The organism is Variovorax guangxiensis (genome assembly GCF_003952165.1).
GTDB classification, from domain to species: Bacteria; Pseudomonadota; Gammaproteobacteria; order Burkholderiales; family Burkholderiaceae_C; genus Variovorax; species Variovorax guangxiensis.
Window position 1 is genome coordinate 145,602 of the sequence record NZ_RXFT01000010.1, and the last position, 25,783, is coordinate 171,384.

Genomic DNA, 25,783 nt, shown 5'->3' on the forward strand with positions numbered 1-25,783 from the left:
AATCGTCCGAATGAAGAAGTCCGCCAACGCCAACCTGTTCGCCGCCCTGCGCGCGGCCTTTCCCGCCGACCTCGACGCCATCGCCGTCGAAACCGACAGCGGCCTGTTCTATTCCTGGCGCGACCTCGAACGCGCCAGCGCCATGATCGCCAACCTGCTCGACGCCCTCGGGCTGGAGAAGGGTGCGCGCATCGCGGTGCAGGTCGAGAAGTCGGTCGAGGCCATGCTGCTGTACCTCGCCACGCTGCGCGCGGGCTATGTGTTCCTGCCGCTGAACACCGCCTACCAGAGCGCCGAGATCGAATACTTCATCGGCAACGCCGAGCCGGCCGTGGTGGTGTGCACCAGCCGCAACGCGTCGTGGGTCGCGCCCATCGCCACCGCGGCGGGCACGAAGCACGTCTTCACGCTGGACGACGACCGCACCGGCACGCTGCTCGACGTGGCCGCCCAGTGCAGCGACCAGCACGTGCCGGCAAAGCGCAAGGCCGACGACATGGCCGCCATCCTCTATACCAGCGGCACCACCGGCCGCAGCAAGGGCGCGATGCTCACGCACGGCAACCTGCTGTCGAACGCCGAGGTGCTGAAGGACTACTGGGGCTGGACCGAGGGCGACGTGCTGATCCACGCGCTGCCCATCTTCCACGTGCACGGCCTGTTCGTCGCGCTGCACGGCGCGCTGCTCAACGGCAGCAAGATCCTGTGGTTCGCCAAGTTCGACCCGAAGCGCGTCGTGCAGAAGCTGCCCGAGGCCACCGTGTTCATGGGCGTACCCACGCTGTACGTGCGCCTGCTGGCCGAGCCGGGCCTCACGCGCGAGGTGGTGCGCAACATGCGCCTGTTCGTCGCGGGCTCGGCGCCGCTGCTCATCGAGACCTTCGACGAATGGCGCGAGCGCACCGGCCACACCATTCTCGAGCGCTACGGCATGAGCGAGACGGTCATGCTCACCTCCAACCCCTACCGGCCGGAGCAGGGCGAGCGCCGCGGCGGCACCGTCGGCTTCGCGCTGCCTGGCGTGCAGCTGCGCGTGCGCGACGACAGCGGCCGTGACTGCACCACCGACGAGATCGGCAACATCGAGGTCAGCGGCCCCAACGTGTTCGCGGGCTACTGGCGCATGCCCGAGAAAACGAAGGAGGAGTTCACCGCCGACGGCTTCTTCAAGACCGGCGACGTGGGCAAGATCGACGGCCGGGGCTACATCACCATCGTCGGGCGCAGCAAAGACCTGATCATCAGCGGCGGCTACAACGTGTACCCCGCCGAGATCGAGGGCTACATCAACGAGATGGCGGGCGTGGCCGAGAGCGCCGTGGTCGGCGTGCCGCACCCCGACTTCGGCGAGGTGGGCGTGGCCATCGTCATTCCCAAGGCGGGTGCGGCGCTCGATGGTGACGCCATCGTGGCGGAGCTGAAGTCGAAGCTCGCCAACTTCAAGATTCCCAAGCGCTGCTTCGTGGTGCCCGAGCTGCCGCGCAACGCCATGGGCAAGGTGCAGAAGGCGCTGCTGCGCACCGAGCACAAGGGGCTGTTCGCGGCCTGAGCCGGGTCAGGCCGAGGGCGCGAGTCCGTTCATCAGCCCGCTGCCCGCGTGGCAGTTGATGTACTCGTAGCTCTGCTCGTCGGCCTTGAGCACCGACACCTCGTGGTACACGCGCAGCTGCAACTGGAAGTTCAGCGCCTGCACGTAGCGCATGAAGCTGCCGAAGATCGCGACGTGCGTGGGGTGCGATTCGGCCCAGCGCTCCATGTCGGCCAGCGAGCGCCAGTAGCTCAGCCCGAACGACTTCTGCAGCGGCGCGCCCTGCGCGTCGAGGTGGCGCATGTAGCGGTTGCTGTAGCAGCCGATGCCCAGCCCCTGGTCGCGCAGGAAGTCCATGCCCTCGCGCAGCACCGGTTCCATGTCCTGCAGGTAGAGCGTGCGCTCCTGGCCGGTGGTGTCGGTCCATTCCTGGCCGGAGCGGATCATCGCGACGTTCTCGTGGCCCGCGATGCGCACGCGCTGCCCCGGCGCCGGCGCGCCTGCGATCACCGCGCGCGAGCCCGAAGGCGCCATCGCGTCGGTCTGCGACAGCGGAATGCGGTCGCGCATCGAACCCCAGTAGCCGTGCTCCTGCAGCTCGCCGCTGACCCCGCCCATTACCACGCCCACGCCCTCGAAGCGGTCGGGCGTGTTGAACATGGTCTCGAAGTGCTCGACACGCGGCGAGGCGATCTCGCGGAAATAGCCGAGGCCCTCCGTGAGCCGCTCGTCGGAGCGCCACCAGGCGTCGACGGCGGGCGTCGCGCACCACCGTGCGTAGGCGGCCGGGTCGCTCCAGTAGGCGATGGCGATCATGTTGTCGAAGCCTTGCGCGTCGACGTAGTGCGTGAGGTCGTGATGGCCGGGGCCGTCGGGCAGGGCGAAGTCTTGCGCGATCTTCATCAGCGCGGCACAGGCGCGGCCCTGCATTTCGGCGCCGCGCGACTGCACGCCGAAGTAGCCCATCACGACCTGCCTCACCGCGACCGGTGCGCGGGCCGACCACACGGGGTAGGGCGGCACGTAGTCGTCTTCCACGCGGCGGTGGCGCGTGCGGGGGCACTTCAGGTGCTCGTCGATGGCGGATTCCATGGTGTGCCTCCGTTGCTTCAGGCCGCGACCGGCTCTGGCGTGCTGACTTCGGGCTCCGGCGACGTCGCCTGCTGCACCACGACAGGCTCGCGGCGCGTCTTGTTGAGCAGTAGCTGCGTGACATCGGGCCGCGAGTAGTGGCCGCTGGGGTCGGCTGCGGCCTTGGCGAGCGAGATCATGCCGAGGTCGATGTCGGCGACGACCAGGCCTTCCTCGTCTTCCGCCAAAGGCGTGCCCAGTGGCGAGCCGTCGGGTGCGTAGATGCGCGCATAGCCGCCGCCGGTGCGCAGCATCTGCTGCTTGCCGGCGTCGGTGCACATCAGCTCGCTCATGGCCTTCGACACGGTGGCGCAGGGCGCGATCACGAAGCACTGCCCCTCGGCCGCATACACCTGGCTCGCGGCGTTGTTGACCTCGGGCCCGAGCGCGTAGGCCGCGCCGCGGTACAGCGAGAAGCTCGGCCATGCGCCGCAGTGGATCTGCTCGTTCTGCGAGTACATCGCATACTTGCTCAGCGGCTGCAGGTGCTCCCAGCACGAGAGCGATCCGATGTTGCCCAGCGGCGTGCGGACCACGGCGAGGTCGGAGCCGTCGCCTTCGCCGAACACCGTGCGCTCGACGTGCGTGGGCTTGAGCTTGCGCCGCGTCTGCACCGTCTCGCCCTGGTCGTCGATGAGCGCCTGCGCGATGTAGAGGCTGCCCGCGGCCTTCTCGCTGTAGCCCAGCGAGACCCAGATTCCGAGTGTGCGCGCCGCCTGCGCGACACGCTCGAACTCGGCCGAGCCGACGACCAGCGAGTTGTCGTGATAGCGCTGCACGAACTGCATGCCCCAGGCCGGCGAATCGAGCCAGATCCACCACGGGTAGCCGGGCACCCAGGTCTCGGGAAAGGCGATGAGCTTCACGCCCTGTTTCGCGGCCTGCGCCATCAGGTCGATGGTCTTGTCGATGGTGCCGTCGAGGTCGAGGAACAAGGGGGCGGCCTGCACTGCGGCAACGCGCAGTTTGGGGTGGACGGTGGTGGGCATGATGCTTCTCCAGATGCAATGAAAGTAACGAGGCGTGGTCCGCAGTCACCGGGTTTGCGCTGTGGCATGCGGGTTGCTTGAAGCGTAGATTCGCGCCGCCGGAACGCCTTGACCCGGTTTGGCGGCGTTCTTGTTCCAGCGTTGCATCCGCTCGTTGCCCAGGCTTTCCGAGGAATCCGATGACCCAGCTGCTCAGCACCGATGCCGTTTCGCGCGACCAGCGGCTCGCCTACTGGACCGACATGATCTGCAACGTCTACGTGCAGCTCGGTTGCGACCCGGTGCGCGAGGGCGATCCTGGCGATTTCGAGGGAAGCATCCGCCAGCACACGTTGCCCGGGCTCGACGTGTCGGTCGTCACCTCGAGCCCGCAGAAGGTGATGCGCACGCCGGGGCACATCTCGCATTCCAGCGACGACTACTTCCTCGTGAGCATCCAGGCGCGCGGCCAGGGCGTGGTGCGGCAGGACGGCCGCGACGCGGTGCTGTCGGCCGGCGATTTCGCGCTGTACGACAGCACGCGGCCCTACCAGCTGCTGTTCGACGAATCATTCGAGCAGATCGTGCTCAAGCTGCCCGGCGAACGCCTGCGCAGCGAGTTGCGCGACACCGAGGCGCTGACGGCCACCACCGTGTCGGGGCGCGAAGGCGCGGGACACCTGCTGCTGGGCATGATCCGCACGCTGCGCGAGGACATCGACACGCTGCAGCCGGCCTCGGCCCTCGCGGTGGCCAACGGCGTGCAGAACATCCTGGTGGCGGGGCTGCAGACGCTGCCGGCGGCGAGCGCGCCTTCGCTGAGCAATCTGGCGGCTTACCACCTCGCGCGCGTGAAGCGGCGCATCGACGAGCAGCTGGCCGATCCGTCACTCTCGGTGAGCACGCTGGCGACCGGGCTGGGCGTCTCGGTGAGCCAAATCCATCGCGTGTTCAGGAGCGAGCCGCTCACGCCGTCGCAGTACATCTGGGAGCGCAGGCTTCAGGCATGCAGCCGCGACCTGCTGGAGCCGCGCCTCGCGGGCCGCCCCGTGGCCGATATCGCCTACAGCAGGGGATTCAACGACGCGGCGCACTTCAGCCGCGCGTTCAGGGAGCGATTCGGCTGCTCGCCACGCGAGTGGCGGCAGCAGCGCATGCAGTAACGGATCGAAGGATCGGCTTACTGAACCAGCAGCACGGTGGTGTTCGTCTCGGCGATCACCTTGGTGGCGACGGAGCCCATCAGCGCTCGGCCCAGGATGCCGTGGCCGTGCGTGCCCAGCACGATCAGCCCCGCCTGCGCGGCGGCGGCCGACTTGAGAATCTCCTCGGCGATGTGGCCGTGGCGCGCATCGACCGTGTAGTTGGCGATGCCCTGTGCCGCGAGCTGCGCCTTCACGGGGTCGATCACCTTGGCGCTTTCCTCGGCGTAGTAGTCGGAGACGATCTCCTTGCTGAGGTGGCGCGTGACGTGGCCCGAGATGCCGGTGCACACGTGCACGATGACCAGTTCGTGGCCGTCCACGAACATCGCGCGGTTGGCAACCAGATAAGCCAGCGCCTTCTGCGTGTAGGCGCTGCCGTCGACTGCGATGAGGATTTTCATGGCCCCGTTATACGGCGCGTGCCGCGCGGGCGGCAACGAGTCGCACCTCTCGCGCAAGGGCCTTGCGCCCGAAGGGAGTCAGCCGTGCAGCCCCTTCCAGAGCATGTAGGCGGCCAGCATGTAGAGGATGCTCGCGAACACGCGCTTGAGCTTCTTCACCGGCAGGCTGTGCGCCGCCTTCGCGCCCAGCGGCGCGGTCAGCACGCTGCACAGGGCGATCACCGCCAGCGCGGGCAGCCAGATGTAGCCGAAGGAGCCGGCCGGCAGGCCCTGCACCGACTGTCCGCTCACCGCATAGCCCAGCACGTTCGCCACCGCGATCGGAAAGCCCAGCGCCGCGCTGGTGGCCACCGCGTTGTGGATGGAGATGTTGCACCACGTCATGAACGGCACGCTGATGAAGCCGCCGCCGGCGCCCACCAGGCCCGAGATGAAGCCGATGGCGCCGCCCGCCGCAAGCTGGCCGCCCGTGCCCGGCATCTGCCGCGAAGCCGCGGGCTTCTTGTCGAGGAACATCTGCGTGGCCGAGAAGCCCACGAAGAGCGCGAAGAAGATCGCCAGCGCCGTTCCCTTGAGCAGCGAGAACACGCCCAGGCTGCCCACCAGGCTGCCGATGACGATGCCGGGCGCGAGCCGGCGCACGATGTCCCAGCGCACCGCGCCGCGCTTGTGGTGCGCGCGCACGCTCGACACCGAGGTGAAGATGATGGTCGCCATCGAGGTCGCGATGGCCATCTTCACCGAGAGATCGGCCGGCGCGCCGCGGTGGCCCATGATGATCGTGATGAACGGCACCATCAGCATGCCGCCGCCGATGCCCAGCAGGCCTGCGAGAAAACCGGTGCCGAGCCCGAGGGCGGCGAGTTCGGCGATGAGGATGGGGTCGAGCAGGCTGGAGACGTTCACGGAAATTCTGTATCGCAAAAAGCAACGGCCCCGAGCAGTTTGTGCAGGGGGCCGTGGCGGAATTAGGTGTCTGCAAGTGGGCGCCGGACTCGCATCCTGAACCGGGGTTCAGGTGGGCGAGGGCAGCAGGACTTCGGGTTCATCTGACGCGAGATGATCACACCCGTCGAGCGATTTACCAAGCCCGGCTCCGTAGAGCATTGGAACAAGGACATATAAAGCCCAACGCGCACCGCAGACAGTTCGGATTTTACCGCTGCAGCCCTGCCGGCGGAACCCGCTCAGAGCAAATGTCCATCGCCCGCCAGGGCCTGATCGAGTCTTTGAATGAGCTGGGCAGCCTTCGGGTCGGTCTCTGTGGTATCGGCTGCTGCGGCAGCAGGCGCGGGTGCCGCGGTGGCGGCGGCCTGCTGTGCGGCGAGGTCGAATGCCAGGTTCAGCGATGCCAGCACCGCGATGCGGTCGCGGGCCTTGACTTTTCCCGCGTCGCGGATCTTGCACATGGCGGCATCCACGCGGTCGACGGCTTCGCGCAGCTGCGCCTCGCCGCCGTCGGGACAGCCGAGCAGATAGCTCTGTCCCATGATCTGTACTTCAATCTGCTTCATGCGGGGGAATCTTCGGAAGGTGGTTCAGCCGGCAACCGTTCGAGCAGGGCGTCGAGGCGCGTGCGGGCCGCGACGAGCCGCGACTTCAGGGCGTCGCGTTCGCGCGTGAGCGCATCGACCTGTTCCTGCAGCAGCGCGTTGGTGCGCTGCACCTCTTCGTGACGCACGAGCAGTCGTTCGACGCGCTCGGCGATCTGGTCGATGGGGCTGGAGGCGGGCATGGTTGGCGATTGTAGTTTCCCGGGGAGGCGGTCCCGCCGAGGCCGGACGCGGCGCCCGGCGTGCCCGGGATTCTGCGGCTTTGCCGCCCGCCGATCAAACCCCCGATCAGGTGTTTCAGGCTTCGCTCAGCCGCACGTAGGTGGCCAGCAGCGCGCTCTTGGCGACCACGCCCAGCAGCACCGGGTTGGCGGCGCTCTCTATCAGCGGCAGCCGCTCGCCCAGGTGGTCGAGGAAACGCTGCAGCGCCTCGCCCAGCCCGGTGTCGGCGGTGATCGGCAGGATCGCCTGCGAGAGCAGGGCGCCGGCCGTCGTCTCCTGCGGCGCCGTGCCGAGCGACGAGAGCGGCACCACGCCGAGATAGCGGTTGTCCGCGTCCACCACGTACAGGTACTTCACGGGGTGCTGCAGAAAGAGCCTGCTCATCGCCTCGCGGTCCGCCTGCGGGCCGACCACCGTTTCCGCCGGCTGCACCAGGTCGCGCATGTGCAGCCCGCGCAGGCGCAGCTGGTCGTCGCGCTGTGCGTTGCGATGCAGCGTGATCTCGTACATCGAGCCCGCGTTGGCCGAGCGCGCCACGAAATACGCGATGACGCTCGCGGCCATCAGCGGCAGCATGACCTGGTAGCTCAGCGTCATCTCGAAGATCATCAATATCGCCATCAGCGGCGCCTGCGTGGCGCCCGCCAGGAACGCGCCCATGCCGACGATGGCGTAGGCGAAAGGCGCCGAGCTCGCCGCTGGCCACAGCGCCTGCACGCCCTGGCCGAAGAGCGCGCCGATCATGCAGCCGAAGAAGAGCGCGGGCGTGAACACGCCGCCCACCGCGCCCGAGCCCGCCGTTGCCATGGTGGCGACCGCCTTGGCGAGCAGCACCATCGCGATCAGCGTCCATGCCCACGGCGTGTGCAGCACCGAATTGACCACGCTGTAGCCGTTGCCCCAGACCTCCGGCATCGGCACCGACACCGCGCCCATGACGAGCCCGCCCAGCGCCAGCCGCCACGGCAGCGCGAGCGGCAGCCGCGAGAACAGCGCCCGGCTGCCCTGCAGCGCGCGCAGGAAGCCCACCGCCGCGAAACCCAGCAGCACGCCGAGCACGCAGAACAGCACGACCTCGGTGCCGTGGATCTCCGGGAACGGCGGCATCCTGTAAGGCGGCTGGTAGCCCGGAAGCGCCCGCATCGCGACGTTGGCGACCACCGAGGCGATGATGATCGGCCCCACGCTCTCCATCGCGATGGAGCCCAGCACGATCTCCGCGACGAAGAAGGCGCCCGCGATGGGCGCGTTGTAGGCTGCAGTGAGGCCGGCCGCCGCGCCGCAGGCCACCAGCAGCCGCAGCCGTTCGGCCGGAAAGCGGAACACCCTCCCGAGCAGCGACGAAGCCAGCGCCGCCAACTGCACCATCGAGCCCTCGCGCCCGATCGAGCCGCCGGTGCCGATGCTCACCAGCGACGACGCGCTGCGCGCCAGCGTCTGGGCCACCGGGATGCGCCCGTCGCCGAGGACGATGGCTTCCATGTAGTCCGACGTGGCGCTGCGCGAAGCCACGCGCCTGGCCAGCACCAGCAGCAGCCCCGCCACCAGACCGCCGAGCGTGGGGCAGGCGATGCGTGCCCACCATGGCAGTTGCCTGGCCATTGCCACGAGCCCTTCGCCAGGCCCCAGCACCAGGTGCTCGAAGGCCAGCAGCGCCGCGCGGAAGAATTCGGTCGCCAGCGTCCCCAGCAGCCCCGCCACGATGGACCACAGCAGCATCGACTGCCAGCCCGACACACCGAAGAGACGCTGCAGCGCCGAACGCAGATTCAGGAAGACCGAGGCGGGCTGCATCATGGCCGTCGATGTTAGCGGTGCCGCAACTTTCGACTTAAGCCCCGTTGGCCAGCGCATAAAATCACCGCCGTTGGTGCTCGCGCCGTGGTTCGCACGGCGCAGTTCAACGGGAAGCAGGAGTGAACGCCCCGGTTCTTGCCGGAACAAGGCCGAAGCCGCCTGCGCTGCCCCCGCAACGGTCAAGCAGACGGTGCCGCAAGGCGCCAACCCCTTTCCATCGAAGCCACTGGATGCCCTGAAACAGGCGTCTGGGAAGGCGGCAAGGAGTCGCTCTGCCAGCCCGGATACCGGCCAACAAGGCGGCTGCCGCATGCGTCGAAGATGAATGACGAACGCATGCGCGGCCATTGCGCCCAGGCGCCGGCGGGGAGGCCGGCCAGGGGTATTGACGTTCGTTCGCTTGATCCATGATTTCCCGTGTTTGCTCTTTCCGCGGCCGCGCTCCTGCGCGCCGCTTCCGCCACGCCTGCCTGCCGCTGGCGCTGGTTTCCGCCTTCGGCGGCATGGCCCATGCGCAGGAGGCTTCCACCCTGCGCGAGACGGTGGTCACGGCCAACCGCACGCCTCAGGCGCTGTCGGAGCTCGTGGGAGACGTCTCCATCGTCGACAGCAACGCCATCGAGCGCAGCGGCGCGACCGGCGTGGCCGACCTGCTCTCGCGAGTGCCCGGCATCGAGATCTCGCGCTCGGGCGGCGTGGGCAACACCACCAGCCTCTTCATCCGCGGCGCCGAGACGCGCTTCACAGCCGTTTATCTCGATGGTGTGCGCATCGACTCGCAATCGACCGGCGGCGCCGGCTGGGAGGGCATCCCGCTGTCGCAGATCGACCGCATCGAGGTGCTGCGCGGCCCGGCCGCCGCGGTCTACGGCTCCGACGCCGTGGGCGGCGTGATCCAGCTCTTCACCAAGCGAGGAGAAGAGGGCGTGTCGCCCTACGCCGGCATCGGCTTCGGCAGCAAGGGGCTGCGCAGGATCGAAGGCGGCGTGAGCGGCAAGTCGGGCCTCTTCGACTACTCCTTCGGCGTGGCGCATGAAGAGAGCAAGGGCTACAACGTGCAGCCCGTGAGCAAGCGCAACGTGACCAAGGACGGCTTCACCAGCCCCGACCGCGACGGCTACAACAGCACCTCGGGCAACGCGAAGCTGGGCTTCCAGATCACGCCCGACCAGCGCATCGAGGCCACGCTGCTTTCCAGCGACGTCAAAGCCGGCTACGACGCCACGGTGTCCTACAGGACCAGGCTGCCGTTCCTGTTCGCCAACGACATCTCGAGCAACACGCTGCAGACCGCCGGCCTGAGCTGGTCGGCAAAGTGGAACGACGTCTACAGCACCCGCTTGCAGGTGACCGACTCGCAGCAGGTCTACAAGACGCAGCCTTCGTTCTACCGCACCGAAACCCGGCTGCGCGGCTACCTGTTCCAGAACGAATTCCGCTTCGGCCCGCACCTCGTCACCGCCACGCTCGAGCGCCGCGAAGACGCCCTGGAGAACGCTCCCACAACCACCTCGAAGCTGCTCTCGCGCGACCGCTCGCAGGACGCCGTCTCGCTGGGCTACGGCTTCGTGAAGGGCCCGCACTCGCTGCAGCTGCACGTGCGCCACGACAAGGACAGCGAATTCGGCGGCAAGACCACCGGCAGCGCGGCCTACGGCTACGCCATCACGCCGTCGCTGCGCTTCACGGCGTCGGCCGGCACCGCCTTCCGCGTGCCCACGCTGTACCAGCGCTTCAGCGAATACGGCCTGGCCACGCTCAAGCCCGAATCGAGCCGCAATCTCGAGCTGGGCCTGCAGTACACCGAGGGCGCGACGCAGATGGGCATCGTGGCGTATGCCAACCGTGTGCAGAACCTGATCGTGTTCGACGGCTCGGCCAAGGGCTGCGCCTCGTCCTTCGGCTGCTACGCCAGCACCGCCCGCGCGCGCTACCAGGGCGTCACGCTCTCGGGCAGCCACCGCATCGGCGACGTCACGCTGCGCGGCTCCTTCGACTTCCAGGACCCGCGCGACCTCGCCACCCACAACCTGCTCGCGCGCCGCGCGCAGCGCCACGCCACCATGGGCGCCGACTGGCGCGTCGCGGGCTGGACGCTGGGGGCCGAGGTGCAGACTTCCAGCCGCCGCTACGACGACGCCGCCAACAGCGTGAAGCTCGGCGGCTACACCGTGCTGAACCTGTCGGCCACCACGCAGATCACGCGCGACATCAACCTCGTCGCGCGCGTCGACAATGTGGGCAACAAGGACTACCAGTTCGCGCGGCTGTACGCCAATGCCGGCCGTACCGCCTACGTCGGTCTCAAGTGGACGCCTCACTAAGCAGCCAAGCATCCCAGCCGGGCGGCACCGCCGGTGCCGCGGCGGCCTCGTGCGCCGCCGTGCTGGTGGCCGCCCCGGCCTCGGGGCAGGGAAAGACCACGGTCGCTGCCGCGCTGGCCCGGCTGCATGCGCGCCAGGGCAGGCGCGTGCGCGCCTTCAAGTGCGGGCCCGACTTCCTCGATCCGCACTGGCTTGCGCTGGCCACCGGCGCGCCGGTGCATTCGCTGGACCTCTGGATGACCGGCGAAGCCGACTGCCGCGCGCGCCTGCACGCGGCAGCGGCCGAATGCGACCTGCTGGTCGTCGAAGGCGTGATGGGCCTCTTCGACGGCACGCCCAGCGCCGCCGACCTGGCGCAGCGCTTCGGCCTGCCGGTGCTGGCGGTGATCGACGCGCACGCCATGGCCGGCACCTTCGGGGCGCTGGCCTACGGGCTGCAGAGCTTCCGCGACGGCCTGCCGTGGGCCGGCGTGCTGGCGAACCGCGTGGCGAGCGAACGGCACGGCGCCATGCTTCAGCAAGCGTTGCGCGACCCTTCGCAATGGCTCGGTGCCTTGCCGCGCGATTCCCGTTTCGCGCTGCCCGAGCGTCATCTGGGCCTCGTGGCCGCCACCGAACTCGGCGACGCGTTGGCCCGGCTGGACGCGGCCGCCGACGTGCTGGCCGGCACGCCGCTGGGCCGGATGTCGGTTGCCAACCTGCCACAGGTGCGCTTCGAGGCTGCATCCGACGAGCCGCAAGCCATGGCCCCGTTGCTGGCCGGCCGCACCATCGCCATCGCGCGCGACGCCGCCTTCTCGTTCATCTACCCCGCGAACCTCGACGTGCTCACGGCACTGGGCGCGAAGCTGAGCTTCTTCTCGCCGCTCGCGGGTGATGCCTTGCCGGCCTGCGATGCCGTCTGGCTGCCCGGCGGCTATCCGGAGCTGCACGCGCAGGCGCTGTCGGCTTGCACGGCGATGCGTGAATCGCTTGCCGCGCATGCCGCAGCGGGCAAGCCGGTCTGGGCCGAGTGCGGCGGAATGATGGCGCTGTTCGACGAGCTGGCCCTGCAGGACGGTGAGCAAGTCCACCGCCTCTGGGGCCTGCTGCCCGGCCGCGTGATCATGCAGAAGCGGCTCGCGGGCCTCGGGCCGCAGCAGCTCTCGCTGGGCAGCCATGTGCTGCGCGGCCACACCTTCCACTATTCGAGCTGCGAAACGCCGCTGGAGCCGGTCGCCCGCACCGCCCGGCCCGGCGCCCCGCAGGCCGTGGGCGCGCGCGCCGGCGAAGCGCTGTACGTGCACGGCCCGGTGCGCGCGAGCTACTTCCATGCGTGGTTCGCGTCCAGTCCGCAAGCCACTGCCCGCCTTTTCGGCACCATGTCCATCGAGTTGGAGAGCCATGCCGCATTCGACCAAGCCTGAAGCCGTGGTGCACGAGTTCATCCTGGGTGGCCAGAAGAGCGGCAAGTCGCGCCGCGCCGAGCAGCGCGCCATCGACTGGCTCGCATCCGGCTCCCGGCCCCGCCGCGCCGTGCTGATCGCGACCGCCCAGGCCTATGACGACGAGATGCAGGAGCGCATCGTGCGCCACCAGGCCGACCGCGCCGAGCGTGTGCCCGGCATGCGCACCATCGAGGAGCCGATCGAGCTCGCGCGCGCCATCGTCACGCAGAGCACGCCCGAGACGCTGGTGGTCGTCGACTGCCTCACGATGTGGCTCACCAACCTGCTGATGCCGATGCCCAGCGAAGACGCCCGCCCGGTGACGCGCACCCCCGCGGCGCACGTCGCGATGCTGCTGGTCGCGCTGCGCGATGCGCCGGGTCCGGTGGTGCTGGTCGGCAACGAGATCGGCCTGGGCGTGATCCCGATGGGCCGCGAGACGCGCGCCTTCGTCGACGCGCTCGGCCGGCTCAACCAGGACGTGGCCGCCGCCTGCGGGCACGTCACACTGATGGCGGCCGGATTGCCGCTGAGTCTGAAGGCGCCTGCTGCATGAAGAAGATCCGCATCTCGCTGGCTTCGCTCGGCCTCGCTCTTTTCGCGCTGGCCGCGCATGCGCTCGACGTGGTCGACGAGCGCGGCGTTTCCGTGAGCCTGCCGCAGCCGCCGCAGCGCATCGTCACGCTGCTGCCTTCGCTTACCGAGTCGGTCTGCGCGCTCGGCGCCTGCGACCGGCTCGTGGGCGTCGACCGTTACTCCAATTCGCCCGAGCAGGTGAAGGCGCTGCCGCAGCTTGGCGGCGGCATCGATCCGAACGTGGAGGCCATCGTCGCGCTCAAGCCCGACGCGGTGCTGCTGGCCAAGTCCTCGCGCGTCACGCAGCGGCTGGAGGCGCTGGGCATGAAGGTGCTGGTGCTCGAGCCCAAGAGCCATGCCGACGTGCGCCGCGTGCTCGACAAGCTCGACCAGGTGCTGGGCACGCACGAGGCGCCGAAGGTGTGGCGCGTGATCGACGCCAGCGTGTCGGCCGCCGCGCAGTCGGTGCCCGCGGGGGCGAAGGGCATGCGCGTGTACTTCGAGGTCAACAGCGCGCCTTACGCGGCGGGCGAGTCGTCGTTCATCGGCGAGACGCTTGCCCGGCTCGGGATGAAGAACATCGTGCCGGCGTCGCTCGGCCCGTTCCCCAAGCTCAACCCCGAGTACGTGGTGCGCGCGAACCCCGACCTCATCATGGTCAGCGTGCGCAGCGCGCAGGGGCTGGAGCAGCGGCCCGGCTGGGCCGGCATACGCGCGGTGCGCGAGGGCCGCGTCTGCCGATTCAGTGCCGAGCAGTCCGACGTGCTCGTGCGGCCCGGTCCGCGCATGGACGAGGCCGCGCGGCTGATGGCGCAGTGCATCGTTGAAAAGGGCGGCAAGCGATGAACGCGGCCGCCGTCAGGCACACGGCCCATCTGCGCCGCGTATTGCTGCTCGGCGCCGGCCTGCTGGTGCTGGGCGCGGCGCTGATGCTGCTGGGCCTGGGCATCGGCAGCACCGGCCTCGAGAGCCTGTTCGCCGCGCGCCACGACCCGGTGGCGCTGCAGATCGTGTGGGACATCCGCCTGCCGCGCACGCTCGGCGCCTGGCTCGCGGGTGCGCTGCTGGGGCTGGCGGGAGCGGTGGCGCAGGGGCTCTTCCGAAATCCGCTGGCCGATCCGTACCTGCTCGGCAGCGCCTCGGGCGCCTCGCTCGGCGTGGCGGTGGCGCTGCTGATGTTCGGCGGCTCGGCCGCAAGCACGCAGTGGGTGATGCGGCTCGGGCTCACCGGCGCGGCCTTCCTGGGCGCGGTGCTGGCCGTGATGCTCACGCTGATGCTGGCGCGCGGCGTGCAGCAGACGCTGCGGCTGCTGCTGGCCGGCGTGATCGTGGGCGTGGTGCTTGGCGCGGCCAAAGACCTCATCACCATCGCCTCGGCGGACATCCTCCAGGCCATCCAGGGCTTCATCCTCGGCAGCACTGGCCTCGTCGGCTGGAGCGCCTGCGCGGTGATGGCCATGGTCGGCGCGGCCTGCCTGCTCGCGGGCTGGGCGCTGGCGCCGGTGCTCGACGGACTCGCGCTCGGCGAAGCCACCGCGCGCAGCCTGGGCCTGCCGCTGGGCGCGATGCGCGCGGCGCTGGTCGTGGTGCTGGCGCTGGCCACTGGTGCGGCCGTGGCGCAGACCGGGCTGATCGCCTTCGTCGGACTCGCGGCGCCGCACCTGGTGCGCTCGGCCGTCAAGACCACGCATGCGCGGCTGATCGTGCTGTCGGCGCTGATGGGCGGCCTGCTGCTGATGGCGGCCGACCTGCTCGCGCGCTGGCTGATTGCGCCGCAAGAGCTGCCCGTGGGCGTGCTCACGGCCGTGCTGGGCGGCAGCTACCTGCTGTGGCTGATGCACAGGCGCAGCGCGCGGAGCGGCGTGGCATGAGCCGCAACGACGCTCCCGCCGCGCTCGAGGCGCGCCAGCTGAGCGCCACGCTCGGTTCCACCGAGGTGCTGCACGGCATCGACCTGAAGCTCTCGGCCGCGCGCTGGACCAGCATCGTCGGCCCGAACGGCGCGGGCAAGTCGACGCTGCTCAAGGCGCTGGCGGGGCTTCTTGCGCATCGCGGCGAGGTGCGGCTCTTCGGCGAGGCGCTGGGCAAGGTGCCGGCGCGCATTCGCGCGCAGCGCCTTTCATGGCTCGGCCAGAGCGGCACGGGCGAGGGCAGCGCCGACGACCTGATGGTCTACGACGTCGCCATGCTCGGCCGCCTGCCTCACCAGCGCTGGCTCGCCACGCCCGGCGTCGCCGACCGCGAGGCTGTCGAACGCGCACTGCGCAGCACCCAGGCCTGGGACTGGCGCGACCGCCCGCTGGGCCAGCTTTCCGGCGGCGAACGCCAGCGCGTGCTGCTGGCGCGCGCGCTCGCCGTCGAAGCCGAGGCGCTGCTGATGGACGAGCCGCTGGCCAACCTAGACCCGCCCCACCAGTCCGACTGGATGCAGATCGTGCGCACCCTCGTCGCAGAAGGCCGCACCGTGGTCAGCGTGCTGCACGAACTGCCGATGGCCCTGGCCGCCGACGAAATGGTGGTGATGAACCAGGGCCGCGTCGTGCACCACGGCAGCTGCGACGACCCGGCCACCCATGCCGCGCTGGAGCAGGTCTTCGACCACCGCATCCGCGTGCACCGCGTGGCTGAGCAGTGGATTGCGTTACCCAGATGAAATTGAAATGCGGGATCGGACAGCCGAACGCAGAGGGCGCGAAGGTTTCGCAGAGGTCGCAGAAGTGAATACAAAATTTCTGGATATTCCTTTTGCGACTTTCGCGAAACCTTTGCGACTTCTGCGTTCCGGTCAAGTCCGCATTTGAGACAGCTTGAAAAGGCATAGATGCAAATAGAAACCCCACCCAGCGAAAAGCCCTACGAGAAGCCCGAAGGCGAACGCCGCGGCATCGTCATCGTCAACACCGGCGACGGCAAGGGCAAGAGCACCGCCGCCTTCGGCCTCGCGCTGCGCGCCCACGGCCGCGGCAAGGCCGTGAAGATCTACCAGTTCATGAAGGTGCCGACCGCGCGTTTCGGCGAGCACCGCATGTTCGAGCAGATCGGCATTCCCATCGAAGGGCTGGGCGACGGCTTCAGCTGGAAGAGCCAGGACCTGGAGCGCTCGGCCCAGCTCGCGCGCGACGGCTGGGAGAAGGCGAAGGCGGCGATCCTGTCGGGCGAGTTCTTCCTCGTGGTGCTCGACGAGATCACCTATCCGCTGATCTACGGCTGGCTGCCGCTCGAAGGCGTGCTCGAAACGCTGCGCGCGCGGCCGAAGCATGTGCACGTCGCGCTCACCGGCCGGCGCTGCCCGCCGGAGATCATCGAGCTGGCCGACACGGTGACCGAGATGACGCTGGTCAAGCACGCCTTCAAGGCCGGCATTCCCGCCCAGCGCGGCATCGAGGACTGAAGGCGCTCATGGCACACGCGTTCGAGGCCGGCGAGGCGAGGGCGGTGTACCGCGCCATCCACGAGCGGCGCGACATGCGCCACTTCGCGGGTGGCCGCGTCGAGCCCGAGGTGCTGCGCCGGCTGCTCGACGCGGCGCACCACGCGCCCAGCGTGGGCTTCATGCAGCCGTGGCGCTTCATCCGCATTCGCGGCGAGGCGCTGCGGCAGCAGCTGCATCGCGTGGTCGAGCAGGAGCGCGTGCTGACGGCTCGCGCCCTCGGCGAACGCGAGGACGAGTTCATGCGCCTGAAGGTGCAGGGCCTGCTCGATGCCGCCGAGCTGCTGGCGGTGACGCTGGCCAACGGCCGCGAGAAGCATGTGTTCGGCCGCCGCACCCTGCCGCAGATGGACCTGGCCTCGGCCTCCTGCGCGATCCAGAACCTCTGGCTCGCAGCACGCGCCGAGGGGCTGGGCATGGGCTGGGTGTCGCTCTTCGATCCGGTCGAAGTGGCTGCGCTGCTGGGCCTGCCCGAGGGCGCCGAGCCCATCGCCCTGTTGTGCCTGGGCCCCGTGGCCGATTTCTACGAAGAGCCGATGCTGCAGCGCGAACGCTGGGCCAAGCGCGAGCCGCTCGCGTCGCTGGTGTTCGACGAGGGCTGGGGCCGGCCTTCGGACCTCTTCGATCAACCGTCCGCCGTGGAGCGCACCTGATGCTGGCCTTCGACTCCGTTCTCTTCGAGCTCGCGCGCTTGTTTCTCTGGCCGGTGACGCTGGGCGTGCTGCTGTCCTTCGTCTATGCCGTGTACTGCCTTGGCGCGTTCGGCGTCGAATACCTGCAGCGCCGCCGCGATCCGTCGCGCGCGCTGGTGCTGCAGGGCCACGCGCAGGCGAGCCAGGAGCAGATGGAGCTGGTGGTGCTCAAGCAGCTCGAAGGCGTGCGCCTGTGCAGCCGCGTGGCGCCGATGCTGGGGCTGATCGCCACCATGATCCCCATGGGCCCCGCGCTGGTGGCCGTGGCCTCCGGCGAATCGCAGGGCGTGGCGCAGAGCCTGGCGCCGGCCTTCGCGAGCGTGATCGTGGCGCTGGCCTCGGCCTCGATCACCTTCGTGGTCTACACCGTGCGCCGCCGCTGGCTGATGCGCGAACTGGTGACGGTACTCGACGCGCGGGACCGCCTCTCATGAGCCGGCGCCAGTTCTCGATATTGAGCAGCCTGGACAGCGACGACGACGATCCGGTGCTCTCGACCATCAACCTGATCGACGTGTTCATGGTGGTGATCGGCATGCTGATGATCGCGGTCATCAACAACCCGATGAATCCCTTCGCACAGGACAAGGTGACGATCATCCGCAACGAAGGCCAGCCGGACATGGAGATCGTGACGCGCGAGGGCCGCAAGATCACGCGCTTCAAGGCCAGTGGCGCGAGGGGGCAGGGCGACGGCGAGAAGGCCGGCACCGCCTGGCGGCTGAAGGACGGGACGATGGTCTACGTGCCGGCGGATGCGGAGCTGGCCGGGCCGGGCGGGAAGTGACGCGGCTTCTTCTTTCCGTCTGGTTCTTTCTTGCCGGGTTGGGATTGCTCCAGCCGGCGCACGCGCAGCAGCAGGGGCCTGCACGTGTCGTGGTGCTCAGCACCTCGCTGGTATCGCCGGCGCGCGTGGTGCGGCTTCAGGCTGCCGCGCGCGAGGCGGGGCTGCCCTTGCAGGTGCTGTCGGCTTCGCAGGACTCGCCCGAGGCACTGGCCGCCGCGATCGACGGAGCGGGCCTGCTCGTGATCGACGCGCCGCACATCAGCGTGGCGCAGGCGGCGGCAGCGCGTTTCGGCGATGCGATCTCGCGCAGCGCGGTGCCCTACGTGCTGGTCGGCGAGTTCGCGCTGGTGACCAAGGGCCGGACGACCGCCGCCGCACCGCTTGCGGCCGAGCGCGGTGTCGATGCCGCATGGGCCCAGCGGCTGCGCGAGTTCTGGCGCTTTCCGGGCGCGGCCAACCTGGGCGCGTCGATGAAGGCGCTGCGCCAGCCCGGCAGGCTGGACGGGCTGCCCGATCCCGTGCCGCTTCCGCTCGCCGGCATCTACCACCCCGGCTGGCCGCGCGTTGAAACGGAAGTGGCAGCCGTCGAAAGGCTGCCGGGCAGCGGCACAGTCGCCATCGCCATCAACAGCGCCACCGTGACGGGCGACGACACCGGCTGGCTCGATGCGCTGATCGCATCGCTGGAAGCCCGCGGCCTGCGCGCCTACGCCTTCTACGGCCCGCGCCAGCAGAAGGACCTGTTCTTCCGCATGACGCACGACGGCGAACGTCGCGTGGCCGATGCCATCGTCAACGCCTCGCTGGTCTTCGGCCCCAACGAGCGCAAGGCCGAGCTGGAGCGCATCGGCGTGCCGGTGCTGCAGACGCTGCCCTCGCTGGCTATGGACGCCGCGCAATGGGCGAAGAGCAAGGACGGCCTCGCGCAGACCGACATCGCCGCCTACTACAGTCCCAGCGAGCTCGCGGGCATGACGGACCCGATGCTCGTGAGCGCCCGCGATGCAGCGAGCGGCACGCTGCAGCCGCTGCCCGCGCAGATCGACGCCGTGGCCGCCAAAGCCGCCGCGCTGCTGCGCTTGCAACGCACGCCACCGGCCGAGCGGCGCGTGGCGATGCTGGTCTACAACTACCCGCCGGGCGAGGCCAACTTCGGCGCCTCGTTCCTGAACGTGCCGCGCAGCGTCAACAACATGCTGGCGGCGATGAAGTCGGCCGGCTACGTTGCCGAGCTGCCCGGTACCGACGCGCTCATCGCGCAGGTGCAGGCGACGATGCGGGCCTACTACCCGACGGGCCAGGGCGACGAGCTGCAGCCGCTGCTCGACAAGGATCTGGCCGACACGCTGCCGCTTTCGGACTACCTCGCATGGTTCCGCGCGCTGCCGCAGGAAACGCAGCGCCGCATCGAAAGCTATTGGGGAGCGCCTGAGAAGTCGACCATGCTGCGCGCCGTGGCGGGCGGCCCGGCCTTCGTGATCCCGCGCGTGCGCTTCGGCAACGTCGTCGTGCTGCGCCAGCCGCCGCGCTTCGAGCCCGGCACGCAGGTGGTGGGCAAGGCCGAGCAGGTCTATCACCGTTCGGCCGTTCCGCTGAGTCACGGCTACCTCGCAACGTACCTCTGGCTGCGCAAGCGCTTCGGCGCCAGCGCGGTGTTGCACGTGGGCACGCACGGCACGGTCGAGTGGTCGGCGGGCAAGGAGCGCGGGCTGTCGGTGCAGGACGATCCGCTGCTCGCGCTCGGCGACCTGCCCAACGTGTACCCGTACGTCATGGACAACCTCGGCGAGGCCACCACCGCCAAGCGGCGCGGCCGCGCGACCATGGTGAGCCACTCGACGCCCATGTTCGCGCCGGCGGGCTTCCGCCCCGGCGTGCAGGAAATGCACGAGCGCATGCATGAGTGGGAGACGCTCGTGCCCGGCTCCGTGAAGACCGCGCTGGAGAAGCGGCTCGCGGCGGAGTTCGCCGAGCACCGCTACGACCGCGACCTGGGCTGGACACCCGCGCGCATCCGCGCCGATTTCGCCGGTTTCATCGCGGTGCTGCATCCGTACCTCGACGAACTCGCGCAGACCGCGCAGCCGCTGGGCCTCGCGACCTTCGGGCAGGCGCCCGACGCGCAGCGCAGGCGCATGACCATCCTGCAGATACTCGGCAAGCCGTTGGTCGAGGCGCTGGGCGAGGACATCGACGAAGCCTTCCTGATCGACGCGAAGAACGTCGCCAGCTCGCGCCCCGCGCGATGGGTGGAACAGGCGCTCGCCGACGCGCAGGCCGCGAGCGCCATGGGCAAGACGGCGGCCGACCGGCAGAAGCTGCTGGAGCTGGCCGCACGTGCCCGCAAGCTCGACGACGTGCTCGCGCACAACGAGGAAATCGAAGGGCTGCTGACCGCGCTCGACGGCCGCTACCTCAAGTCCAGCTACGGCGGCGACCCGGTGCGCAACCCCGACAGCCTGCCGACCGGGCGCAACCTCTACGGCTTCGACCCGAGCCGCGTGCCCACCCGCACGGCGTGGGAAACGGGTGTCGCCGCGATGGACGCATGGATCGCTCAGCACGCGCAGACCCACGCAGGCAAGGCGCCCGAGAAGATCGCCTTCACCCTCTGGGCCGGCGAGGCCTCGCGACACCAGGGCGTGCTGGAGAGTCAGGCCTTCTATGCCATGGGTGTGAGGCCGCGCTGGGACGAGGGCGGGCGCATGGCGGGCATCGAGATCATTCCGGCGTCGCAGCTGAAGCGACCGCGCATCGACGTGCTGGTCAGCGTCACGGGCTCCTACCGCGACCAGTTTCCGGCTGTGATGCGCTGGCTCGACGAGGCGGTGCAGCAGGTCGCTGCCTTGCGCGAGCCTGGCAATGCCGTGGCGCGCAACAGCGAGGCCATGGCGCGCAAGCTGCGCGCTGAAGGTTCGGCGGCGGATGAGGCGCAACGCTGGTCCACCGCCCGCGTGTTCTCCAACGAGCAGGGCAGCTACGGCGCCGGGCTGGAGGAAGCCGCGCTCGCGAGCGATGTGTGGAAGAACCAGCAGCGCGGCGGCGGCGACGCGCAGATGGCGCAGCTCTACATGGACCGCATGGGCCATGCCTACGGCAAGGGCCTCGACGGCGCAGCGCGTCCGGGCGCGTATGCCGGCAATCTCGCGCAGGTCGATGCGGCGCTGATGGCGCGCAGCTCCAACCTGTACGGCGTGCTCACCAACGACGACCCGTTCCAGTACCTGGGCGGCATCGCGCAGGCGGTGCGGCATCTCACCGGCAAGGACCCGGCGCTGTACGTGCAGAACCTGCGCGACGGCGCCGAGGTACGCACCGACACCGCGGCCGGCGCCATCGCGCGCGAGATGCAGACGCGCTACCTGCACCCGCAGTGGATCGAAGCCCAGAAGGCCGAGGGCTACAGCGGCACGCTGCAGGTGCTGAAGACCGCGCAGTTCCTCTGGGGCTGGCAGGTGACCGCGCCGCAGGCGGTGCGGCAGGATCAGTGGCAGTCGCTGCACGACGTGTACGTGCGCGACAGGTACCGGCTGGGCACGCGCGAATGGCTGGAAGGCGACAACCGCGCGGCCTTCGCGCAGACGCTGGAGCGCATGCTCGATGCGGTGCGGCTGAATTATTGGAAGCCCGATGCCGCCACGCGGCGAGAGCTGGCGCAAGCCTATGCGCAGGCGGTGCGGGCGACGGGGCTGCGCGAGCCGAATGCGGGTGTGCAGCGCTTCGTGCAGGCCGAACTGGCGCCGGCTCCGGTTTCGCCCAGGCCGCAGCCGGCCGTCACTCCCGTGGTCGTGCAGGCGCCCGCGCCGGCAGCGGCCTCTGAACCAGCTCCCGCGCCGGACGGCCCGCGGCCCGTCTTCGGCCTGAAGCTGGAGCAGACGCCAGCGGATGCACCGCCGCACAAGGCCGGCGAAGCCGCCGTCCTGCGGCTCTGGATGGTGCTGGGCGCCGCGCTGCTTCTGGCGTTCGGTGCGGCGATGCAATGGCGCCGGGGCAGGGCGGCCGCCTGATTCGCGAGAATGGCGGCTCCCATGCCCTTGCCGAGTTCCGAATACGCCATCGCCTTCGCCGCCGCGCTGTGGATAGCGCTGGCCGTCGATCGCTGGCTGGGCGAGCCGCCAGCACCGCTGCATCCGGTCGTGTGGATGGGGCGCTATCTGGGCACGGGGTCGCGCATCGCGCCGCGCATGCATGAGGCCAAGACGGTCGATCTGCCGATGTTCTTCTGCGGCGCGCTGGTGTGGTGCGTGGGGGCGATGTGCGTCTGGGGCATCACGATGGCTCTGCAGACGCTGGCGGTGCTGCATCTGCCCGTATGGGCGGTGGCGCTGGTGCTGGGCCTGCTGCTCAAGCCGCTCTTCGCCTGGCGCATGTTGCGCGACGAGGTGCTCGCGGTCGAGGCGGCGCTGGGCGTTTCGCTCGATGCCGGGCGCGCTCAGCTGGCGCGCCTTGTGAGCCGTGACGTCGAGCGTCTCAGCGAGCGCGAGGTGCGCGAGAGCGCCATCGAATCGCTCGCCGAGAACCTCAACGATTCGCTGGTGGCGCCCGTCTTCTGGTTCGTGCTGCTGGGCCTGCCGGGCGCGGCGCTCTACCGCTTCGCCAACACCGCCGATGCGATGTGGGGCTATCGAGGCGAGCGCAACGGCCGCGACTGGACCTGGTTCGGCAAATGGGCCGCGCGAGCCGACGACGTTCTTTCGTGGATTCCTGCTCGCATCACCGTGGCACTACTCGTACTTGCCGCATGGCGCTGGCCTTCGGGGCTGTCTGAAGAAGCCCGCCGCACGCCGTCGCCCAACAGCGGCTGGCCGATGGCGACGGTGGCCCTGCTGCTCGGCGTGCGGCTGGCCAAGCCGGGCGTGTATGCGCTGAATGCCGAGGGAGCCGCCCCGACGCCGGCGGATACCGGCCGTGCCGCGCAGCTCGGCCAGCGCGGTGTGCTGCTGCTGGCGAGCGGCGTCCTGTTGCTGGCCGCCGCGCTACTGTTCTTCGTGCCATGACCGACGCCGATTCCCTGTTCACCCACGGCGGCCCGGATGCGCTCGGCGCGCCCGCGCACGACTTCTCCACCAACGCCAACGCATGCGGCCCGAGCCCCGGGGCGATGGAGCTGGTGCGTGCGGCCGACCTGTCCCGTTATCCCGATCCCGCCTACACGGCGCTGCGCGAGCAACTCGCGGCCATGCACGGCGTGGACGCGTGGCGCATCGTGCTCGCGGCCGGGGCCAGCGAATTCATCCGGCGCATCACGACCTGGGTGGCGCTCGAAAACCGGAACGGGCATGGCGAGGCAGCGCTGCCGGCCATGTCGTACGGCGACTACGCCGCGAGCGCTCGGGCGCTCGGGTTGCAGGTGGTGCGCGCACCGCATGCGGCGCGGCGGCCCTGGCTGGCCTGGTGCTGCGATCCCTCTGCGCCGCTGGGCCAGGCGCAGCAGGGCATCGGCGAAACCGTCGATGCCCTGCCTGAAGGCGTGCCATGCGTGCTCGACCGCGCCTACGAGCCTCTGCGGCTGGAAGGCCGTCTCGCACTGAACCAGCGGCAGCTGGGCCGCGTCTGGCAGATGTGGTCGCCCAACAAGGCGCTCGGCATGACGGGCGTGCGCGCGGCCTATGCGATCGCACCGGCTGATGCGCAGGACGCGGTGCGCACGCTGTTGCGCCTTGCAGCCTCGTGGCCGGTGGGCGCGGATGGCGTGGCGATGCTTTCGGCCTGGACGCAGCCCGGTGTGCAGCAGTGGCTGCGCGACAGCCTCGTCACCCTGCGTGCGTGGAAGGCGTCGCAGACGGCCTTGTGCAGCGAGATGGGCTGGCAAGTCTGGCCGAGCGACGCCAACTTCCATGTCGCCAAGCCCGGCGCCGACGATTTCGCAGCTCTGCTGAAGCGGCTGCGCGCGGCGGGCATCAAGCTGCGCGACTGCACTTCCTTCGGCCTGCCGGGCCACGTGCGCATGGGCGTGCTGCCGCCAGCCAGCCAGCAGGCGCTGAAAGAAGCCTGGACAAGCGCGGCCTGAACGCATACATACCCACCCTGACCGAAGACCAGAAGAAAAGATGCTCTACGCCATCACCACGCTCTTTCTGTGCCAGCTTGCCGGCGAACTGCTCGTGCAGTGGCTGGGGCTGCCCATTCCCGGACCGCTGATCGGCATGGTCTTCCTGTTCGTCGGCCTGCTGGTGCGCGGCAGCGTTCCGCAGGTGCTGAACGACACATCGGGCCATCTGCTGCGCAACCTGATGCTGCTGTTCATTCCGGCCGTCACCGGCGTGATGCTGCATTTCGAGCGGGTGGGGCGCGAGTGGCTGCCTTTTCTCGCCGCCGGCATCGTGGGGGCGGCCTTCACCATGACGGTCACCGCGCTCACCTTCCGCTGGATGATCCGCATCACCGGCAAGGACGCCCAATAGATGACCGCGCCCGCCAGGCTCTTCGAAATCTGGGTGTTCCTGGCCCAGTCGCCGCTGCTGTGGCTGTCGCTCACGCTGCTGGCGTACCTGGGGGCGCTGTGGCTGCACACACGCAGCGGGCGCAACCCGATGGTCAACCCGGTGCTGATCTCGGTGATCGTGATCGTCACCGTGCTGCTGCTCACGCGCACGCCCTACGACACGTATTTCGAAGGCGCCAAGTTCGTGCACTTCCTGATCGGCCCCGCCACGGTGGCGCTGGCCGTGCCGCTCTACGGGCAGATCGACCGGCTGCGGCGGCTGTGGCTGCCCATCGGCGTGGCGCTGATCGTCGGTTCGGTCGCAGCCATCGTCTCGGCCGTGGGCATCGCCTGGGTGCTGGGCGGTTCACACGAGCTGATGATGTCGCTCGCGCCCAAGTCGGCCACCATGCCCATCGCGATGGGCGTGGCCGAGAAGATAGGCGGGCTGCCCTCGCTGGCGGCTGTGGCGGCTGCCGTCGCGGGTATCTCGGGCGCGATCATGGCCACCGGCCTGCTGAACCTGCTGCGCATCAGGGAGCCGGCGGTGCGCGGCTTCGCGGTCGGCATGGCGGCGCACGGCATCGGCACGGCGCGCGCCATCCAGGTGAACGAGACGGCGGGCGCGTTCTCTGCGCTCGCCATGGGGCTCAACGGCATCGCCACCGCGCTGCTGGTGCCGCTGATCGTGAAGCTGATGGGGGCCTAGGAAAGCTCATGGCCAAGCTTGGCGTGGAGCCGCGTCCGATGGAACTGGTCTGGCCTTCCAAGGCCTATCTGCCAAGCTACGTCTCCGCGCTCAACCGCGGCTGGGCGCGCGACGAGACGCGGCCCGAATCGGGCGCCGAGGACCGCGCCGCCATCAAGGCGAACGCCGACCGCTTCCTTGCGAGCCTGGTCGACCGCGAGGCGAAGGGCGGCCGCATCGTCATGCCCGACGGCTCCAAGGTCCGGCGCCTGCCAGGCTACAGGTGCTGGATGTGGGACGGCGAGTTCTGCGGCAGCATCGACCTGCGCTGGCAGCCCGGCACCGACGCCTTGCCGCTCTACTGCCTGGGCCACATCGGCTACAACGTCGTGCCCTGGAAGCAGCGCAAGGGCTACGCCACGCGCGCGCTTGGCGCGATGCTCAAGCTTGCGGTCGGAGAGGGCCTCAAGCGCGTGGAGATCACCACCAGCCCCGACAACTTCGCTTCGCAGAAGGTGATCGTGGCGAACGGCGGCGAGCTGGTCGAGACCTTCATCACCCTGCCGAGCCAGGGGAGCCTGACGAAGCTGCGCTACCGCATCGCGCTTGTCTGAATCGCGGCTGGCGCAG

General features: G+C 69.6%; 25 protein-coding genes and 1 riboswitch. Of the genes, 18 read left to right on the forward strand and 7 right to left on the reverse strand.

Going from position 1 to position 25,783, the window contains the following annotated elements; genetic code table 11:
• Nucleotides 1-10: 10 nt before the first annotated feature.
• Nucleotides 11-1,549 carry a malonate--CoA ligase gene (locus EJP67_RS22565; RefSeq protein ID WP_126023945.1) on the forward strand — a complete coding sequence of 513 codons (1,539 nt, stop codon included), beginning with the start codon at nucleotides 11-13 and terminating at the stop codon, nucleotides 1,547-1,549.
• 6 nt (nucleotides 1,550-1,555) lie between these two features.
• On the opposite strand, the gene EJP67_RS22570 is transcribed toward EJP67_RS22565, so the two are convergent.
• Complete coding sequence (locus tag EJP67_RS22570; protein WP_126023946.1) at nucleotides 1,556-2,620, reverse strand: phenylacetaldoxime dehydratase family protein; 1,065 nt, start codon at nucleotides 2,618-2,620, stop codon at nucleotides 1,556-1,558.
• 17 nt (nucleotides 2,621-2,637) lie between these two features.
• Nucleotides 2,638-3,648: a carbon-nitrogen hydrolase family protein gene (locus tag EJP67_RS22575; RefSeq protein WP_126023947.1), complete on the reverse strand. Its 1,011-nt coding sequence runs from the start codon at nucleotides 3,646-3,648 to the stop codon at nucleotides 2,638-2,640.
• 179 nt (nucleotides 3,649-3,827) lie between these two features.
• On the opposite strand from EJP67_RS22575, the gene EJP67_RS22580 reads away from it, so the two are divergent.
• Complete coding sequence (locus tag EJP67_RS22580; RefSeq protein ID WP_126023948.1) at nucleotides 3,828-4,790, forward strand: AraC-like ligand-binding domain-containing protein; 963 nt, start codon at nucleotides 3,828-3,830, stop codon at nucleotides 4,788-4,790.
• Between the two features lie 17 nt (nucleotides 4,791-4,807).
• Here the strand turns inward: EJP67_RS22580 and EJP67_RS22585 are convergent, their stop codons facing one another.
• From EJP67_RS22585 to EJP67_RS22605, 5 genes are all read right to left on the reverse strand, one after another.
• Complete coding sequence (locus tag EJP67_RS22585; protein WP_126023949.1) at nucleotides 4,808-5,233, reverse strand: universal stress protein; 426 nt, start codon at nucleotides 5,231-5,233, stop codon at nucleotides 4,808-4,810.
• A gap of 78 nt (nucleotides 5,234-5,311) precedes the next feature.
• Nucleotides 5,312-6,139 (reverse strand): sulfite exporter TauE/SafE family protein, encoded by an 828-nt coding sequence (locus EJP67_RS22590; protein ID WP_126023950.1) that lies wholly within the window; start codon nucleotides 6,137-6,139, stop codon nucleotides 5,312-5,314.
• 281 nt (nucleotides 6,140-6,420) lie between these two features.
• Nucleotides 6,421-6,747: a cell division protein ZapA gene (locus tag EJP67_RS22595; RefSeq protein ID WP_126023951.1), complete on the reverse strand. Its 327-nt coding sequence runs from the start codon at nucleotides 6,745-6,747 to the stop codon at nucleotides 6,421-6,423.
• Complete coding sequence (locus tag EJP67_RS22600; RefSeq protein ID WP_019652365.1) at nucleotides 6,744-6,968, reverse strand: hypothetical protein; 225 nt, start codon at nucleotides 6,966-6,968, stop codon at nucleotides 6,744-6,746. The genes EJP67_RS22595 and EJP67_RS22600 overlap by 4 nt, the downstream gene beginning before the upstream one ends.
• Nucleotides 6,969-7,083: 115 nt before the next feature.
• A complete protein-coding gene (locus EJP67_RS22605; RefSeq protein ID WP_126023952.1) occupies nucleotides 7,084-8,805 on the reverse strand; it encodes a ClcB-like voltage-gated chloride channel protein in 1,722 nt (573 codons plus the stop codon).
• Between the two features lie 54 nt (nucleotides 8,806-8,859).
• Nucleotides 8,860-9,115: riboswitch (cobalamin riboswitch) on the forward strand.
• A 97-nt stretch (nucleotides 9,116-9,212) separates the two neighbouring features.
• Here EJP67_RS22605 and EJP67_RS22610 point away from each other — a divergent pair.
• The 16 genes from EJP67_RS22610 (at nucleotide 9,213) to EJP67_RS22685 (ending at nucleotide 25,767) form a co-directional block, all read left to right on the forward strand.
• A complete protein-coding gene (locus EJP67_RS22610) occupies nucleotides 9,213-11,129 on the forward strand; it encodes a TonB-dependent receptor domain-containing protein (RefSeq protein WP_126023953.1) in 1,917 nt (638 codons plus the stop codon).
• Nucleotides 11,114-12,535, forward strand: a complete 1,422-nt coding sequence (locus EJP67_RS22615) for a cobyrinic acid a,c-diamide synthase CobB (RefSeq protein ID WP_126023954.1) — start codon at nucleotides 11,114-11,116, stop codon at nucleotides 12,533-12,535. The genes EJP67_RS22610 and EJP67_RS22615 overlap by 16 nt, the downstream gene beginning before the upstream one ends.
• On the forward strand, nucleotides 12,513-13,112 hold the full coding sequence (locus tag EJP67_RS22620; protein WP_126023955.1) for a bifunctional adenosylcobinamide kinase/adenosylcobinamide-phosphate guanylyltransferase: 600 nt from the start codon (nucleotides 12,513-12,515) through the stop codon (nucleotides 13,110-13,112). The genes EJP67_RS22615 and EJP67_RS22620 overlap by 23 nt, the downstream gene beginning before the upstream one ends.
• Nucleotides 13,109-13,978 (forward strand): ABC transporter substrate-binding protein, encoded by an 870-nt coding sequence (locus tag EJP67_RS22625; RefSeq protein WP_126023956.1) that lies wholly within the window; start codon nucleotides 13,109-13,111, stop codon nucleotides 13,976-13,978. Before EJP67_RS22620 ends, EJP67_RS22625 begins: the two co-directional genes overlap by 4 nt.
• Nucleotides 13,975-15,003: a FecCD family ABC transporter permease gene (locus EJP67_RS22630; RefSeq protein WP_126023957.1), complete on the forward strand. Its 1,029-nt coding sequence runs from the start codon at nucleotides 13,975-13,977 to the stop codon at nucleotides 15,001-15,003. Before EJP67_RS22625 ends, EJP67_RS22630 begins: the two co-directional genes overlap by 4 nt.
• Entirely contained in the window at nucleotides 15,000-15,785 is a 786-nt protein-coding gene (locus tag EJP67_RS22635) for an ABC transporter ATP-binding protein (protein ID WP_126023958.1), read from the forward strand. The genes EJP67_RS22630 and EJP67_RS22635 overlap by 4 nt, the downstream gene beginning before the upstream one ends.
• Nucleotides 15,786-15,953: 168 nt before the next feature.
• Nucleotides 15,954-16,523 carry a cob(I)yrinic acid a,c-diamide adenosyltransferase gene (cobO, locus tag EJP67_RS22640; protein ID WP_126023959.1) on the forward strand — a complete coding sequence of 190 codons (570 nt, stop codon included), beginning with the start codon at nucleotides 15,954-15,956 and terminating at the stop codon, nucleotides 16,521-16,523.
• An 8-nt stretch (nucleotides 16,524-16,531) separates the two neighbouring features.
• Entirely contained in the window at nucleotides 16,532-17,215 is a 684-nt protein-coding gene (gene bluB / locus EJP67_RS22645; RefSeq protein WP_126023960.1) for a 5,6-dimethylbenzimidazole synthase, read from the forward strand.
• Nucleotides 17,215-17,688, forward strand: a complete 474-nt coding sequence (locus tag EJP67_RS22650) for a MotA/TolQ/ExbB proton channel family protein (RefSeq protein WP_126023961.1) — start codon at nucleotides 17,215-17,217, stop codon at nucleotides 17,686-17,688. The genes bluB and EJP67_RS22650 overlap by 1 nt, the downstream gene beginning before the upstream one ends.
• Entirely contained in the window at nucleotides 17,685-18,041 is a 357-nt protein-coding gene (locus EJP67_RS22655; protein ID WP_126023962.1) for a DUF2149 domain-containing protein, read from the forward strand. The genes EJP67_RS22650 and EJP67_RS22655 overlap by 4 nt, the downstream gene beginning before the upstream one ends.
• 38 nt (nucleotides 18,042-18,079) lie before the next feature.
• Nucleotides 18,080-22,048: a cobaltochelatase subunit CobN gene (gene cobN, locus EJP67_RS22660; protein WP_240650746.1), complete on the forward strand. Its 3,969-nt coding sequence runs from the start codon at nucleotides 18,080-18,082 to the stop codon at nucleotides 22,046-22,048.
• 21 nt (nucleotides 22,049-22,069) lie between these two features.
• Nucleotides 22,070-23,038 carry an adenosylcobinamide-phosphate synthase CbiB gene (gene cbiB, locus EJP67_RS22665; protein WP_206169544.1) on the forward strand — a complete coding sequence of 323 codons (969 nt, stop codon included), beginning with the start codon at nucleotides 22,070-22,072 and terminating at the stop codon, nucleotides 23,036-23,038.
• Nucleotides 23,035-24,051 carry an aminotransferase class I/II-fold pyridoxal phosphate-dependent enzyme gene (locus EJP67_RS22670; RefSeq protein WP_126023964.1) on the forward strand — a complete coding sequence of 339 codons (1,017 nt, stop codon included), beginning with the start codon at nucleotides 23,035-23,037 and terminating at the stop codon, nucleotides 24,049-24,051. The genes cbiB and EJP67_RS22670 overlap by 4 nt, the downstream gene beginning before the upstream one ends.
• A gap of 40 nt (nucleotides 24,052-24,091) precedes the next feature.
• Nucleotides 24,092-24,445 carry a CidA/LrgA family protein gene (locus tag EJP67_RS22675; RefSeq protein ID WP_126023965.1) on the forward strand — a complete coding sequence of 118 codons (354 nt, stop codon included), beginning with the start codon at nucleotides 24,092-24,094 and terminating at the stop codon, nucleotides 24,443-24,445.
• On the forward strand, nucleotides 24,446-25,174 hold the full coding sequence (locus EJP67_RS22680; RefSeq protein WP_126023966.1) for an LrgB family protein: 729 nt from the start codon (nucleotides 24,446-24,448) through the stop codon (nucleotides 25,172-25,174).
• An 8-nt stretch (nucleotides 25,175-25,182) separates the two neighbouring features.
• Nucleotides 25,183-25,767 (forward strand): GNAT family N-acetyltransferase, encoded by a 585-nt coding sequence (locus EJP67_RS22685; protein ID WP_240650747.1) that lies wholly within the window; start codon nucleotides 25,183-25,185, stop codon nucleotides 25,765-25,767.
• The last annotated feature ends 16 nt before the right edge of the window (nucleotides 25,768-25,783 follow it).